Source organism: Parvibaculum sp. (genome assembly GCF_040882025.1).
In the GTDB taxonomy this organism is placed as follows: Bacteria; Pseudomonadota; Alphaproteobacteria; order Parvibaculales; family Parvibaculaceae; genus Parvibaculum.
Genome location: NZ_JBBECC010000179.1, coordinates 1 through 1,998, shown reverse-complemented (window position 1 = coordinate 1,998; position 1,998 = coordinate 1). Strand labels below are relative to the sequence as shown.

The window sequence follows — 1,998 nt, the reverse complement described above, 5'->3', positions numbered from 1 at the left end:
ATCGGCGAGCCGGGCGTGGGCAAGACGGCCATCGCCGAGGGACTGGCCCTGCGCATCGTCAATGGCGACGTGCCGGAGAGCCTGAAAGACAAGCAGCTCATGGCGCTCGACATGGGCTCGCTGATCGCGGGTGCGAAATACCGCGGCGAGTTCGAGGAGCGGTTGAAGGCCGTGCTGTCCGAAGTGACCGCCGCAAACGGCAACATCATTCTGTTCATCGACGAGATGCACACGCTGGTCGGAGCCGGGAAGGCGGAAGGCGCCATGGACGCGTCGAACCTTCTCAAGCCGGCCCTGGCACGCGGCGAACTGCACTGCGTCGGGGCGACCACGCTCGACGAATACCGCAAGCATGTGGAGAAGGACGCCGCGCTTGCCCGCCGGTTCCAGCCGGTTTTCGTCGATGAGCCGACGGTGGAAGACACCGTCTCGATCCTGCGCGGCCTGAAGGAGAAATACGAGCAGCATCACAAGGTGCGCATATCGGACTCGGCGCTGGTCTCGGCAGCGATGCTGGGCAACCGCTACATCTCCGACCGATTCCTGCCGGACAAGGCGATCGATCTGATGGACGAGGCGGCCTCGCGGCTGCGGATGCAGGTCGATTCCAAACCGGAGGCGCTGGACGAGATCGACCGCCGCGTCATGCAGCTGAAGATAGAGCGCGAGGCGCTGAAAGTCGAGAAGGACGAGGCCTCGAAGGACCGGCTGGCGCGGCTGGAGAAGGAACTCGCCGGGCTCGAGGAGGAATCGGCCGAGATCACGTCGAAATGGCAGGCCGAGAAGCAGAAGCTCGGGCTGGCGGCGGAGATCAAGAAGCAACTCGACGAGCTCCGCAACGAACTTGCCATCGCGCAGCGCACCGGCGAATTCCAAAAGGCGGGCGAGCTGGCCTATGGCCGCATTCCCGAGTTGGAGAAGAAGCTGAAGGAAGCCGAGGCGCAGGACGGCCACGTCTCCATGGTCGAGGAGACGGTGACGCCCGACCATGTCGCGCATGTCGTGTCGCGCTGGACCGGCATTCCGGTCGACCGGATGCTCGAGGGCGAGCGCGAGAAACTGCTGCGCATGGAAGACGAGATCGCGAAGCGGGTCGTCGGCCAGGGCGAGGCGGTGCAGGCGGTGTCGAAGGCGGTGCGCCGGGCGCGCGCCGGCCTGCAGGACCCGAATCGTCCGCTCGGTTCGTTCATGTTCCTCGGCCCCACCGGCGTCGGCAAGACCGAACTGACCAAGGCGCTCGCCGCGTATCTCTTCGACGACGAGAGCGCGATGGCGCGCATCGACATGAGCGAGTTCATGGAGAAGCACTCGGTCGCGCGGCTGATCGGGGCTCCCCCCGGCTATGTCGGCTACGAGGAAGGCGGAGCGCTGACCGAGTCGGTGCGGCGCCGGCCCTACCAGGTCGTGCTGTTCGACGAGATCGAGAAGGCGCACCCGGACGTCTTCAACGTGCTGCTGCAGGTGCTCGACGACGGGCGGCTGACCGACGGCCAGGGGCGTACGGTCGACTTCCGCAACACGCTGATCATAATGACGTCGAACCTGGGCGCGGAATTTCTCGTCTCGCTCGGCGAGGGCGAGGACGTCGACAAGGTGCGCGACGAGGTCATGGGCATGGTGCGCGCGGCGTTCCGGCCGGAGTTCCTCAACCGCGTGGACGAGGTGATCCTGTTCCACCGGCTGCGGCGGGAGGACATGGGCAAGATCGTTGCGATTCAGCTGGAACGGTTGGAGCGTCTGCTGACCGACCGCAAGATCGTGCTCGATGTCGACCAGACCGCGATCGACTGGCTGTCGGAGAAGGGCTACGACCCGGCCTACGGCGCCCGCCCGCTGAAGCGCGTGATGCAGAAGGAACTGCAGGACCCGCTGGCGGAAAAGATCCTGTCGGGCGACATACTCGACGGCTCTGCCGTCAAGGTCGCCGCCGGCTCCGACCGGCTTGTCTTCCGTCCGACGGGGGCCGCGGCCACCGAAGAGGCGGCCTGAGACAGGAGC

1 protein-coding gene is annotated in these 1,998 nt (G+C 66.1%); it reads left to right on the top strand.

Annotation, left to right across the window (positions count from 1 at the left end):
• Nucleotides 1-1,989: AAA family ATPase (locus WEB61_RS12890; RefSeq protein ID WP_368064741.1), on the top strand; the 1,989-nt coding region annotated here is incomplete at its 5' end.
• Nucleotides 1,990-1,998 lie beyond the last annotated feature (9 nt).